Annotated in this window: 1 protein-coding gene; it reads right to left on the bottom strand. The window is 52.0% G+C overall.

Translation table 11 applies throughout. The features are described from left to right. Nucleotides 1-125: 125 nt before the first annotated feature. The gene (locus BMZ51_RS23855; RefSeq protein WP_083398036.1) at nt 126-992 is read right to left on the bottom strand and encodes a PAAR domain-containing protein; all 867 of its coding nucleotides are present in this window, start codon (nt 990-992) and stop codon (nt 126-128) included. Nucleotides 993-1,017: the final 25 nt, after the last annotated feature.

Raw genomic sequence — 1,017 nt, 5'->3', positions numbered from 1 at the left:
CTTTTAATCTCGCTTTGACAGATCCAATCCGACCTGTTTCTTGCATGCATGTTCGTGTCTGCACCCTTAAAATCAATTTGTGAAGGCGTGAAGACCTATTAAACTTCAACTACGTTCGGGTAAACTCAGAGACCACAGGCATTTGCCATGAGCTTTACACACATATCCGAGGCCTGCGGACGCAATACAGAATCCAGCTTTGCCGGGTTTCCGGATTGGGCCAGATCATGCAATCCCGCCACTAACGGATTATCGGGAATATTCGGTATGGTCGCAGACAATGGCTCCCCCAGTGATGTCTCGGACGACACGGCATCGGAGAAATTCTGCGAAACACGGGAGATAGCCTGAGAGGTAACTTCCGGAACCTTACCTTTCAGAGCTCCAATCAGGGCTTCGCTGTGTAATGCCTTGGCTTTGAGCGTATCAAGAGCTTTATTCGTCAGGCCATCCAGCCCAACTTGGGGCAGATGCGAGGCAACATGGTGGGAAAGGATGTCTTGAATTCCACTTTCAAGAATTGAAGCGAGCTGATCCTGCACAAATGAACCAAGTTCAGGGACGGGCATCGACAGAGCCTCCTTGAAGGCGAGCAATTCGACCGACGCAGGATTTTCCAGCCTGCTCAGACCCGGATCCAGCAAGGGCGATGCATTATCCTTTGCACCTTTCATGCAGCTTTTCAGAGGACCACCCATTCCCACATCACCAATGAAGGTATCACCGGAGCCGGCTGAAACAGAGCCGCCACAGCCGATACTATCCCCCACACGACCTGCTTTTTTGCCGTTGATGAATACGGTAGCAGACCCGGCAGACAGGGAACGTGGATGAGGAGGGCATTGGGGACAGCCATGCGGTGCAAATGCATCACCCAGCCTCACGGCCTTTCTGCCGTTGATGAAGGTATCGCCGGAACCGCTAATAGCCGGTGTCGGGGGAAAACAGCCATGGCCTGACCCAATATCTCCCAATCGTGCTGCTTTTGGCATTTCGCCTCTCCTTCAAAATCAAAAA

The organism is Pseudovibrio axinellae, from assembly GCF_900110875.1.
Classification (GTDB): domain Bacteria; phylum Pseudomonadota; class Alphaproteobacteria; order Rhizobiales; family Stappiaceae; genus Pseudovibrio; species Pseudovibrio axinellae.
The sequence above is the reverse complement of the archived record's forward strand: the minus strand, read 5'-3'. Positions and strand labels throughout refer to the sequence as shown.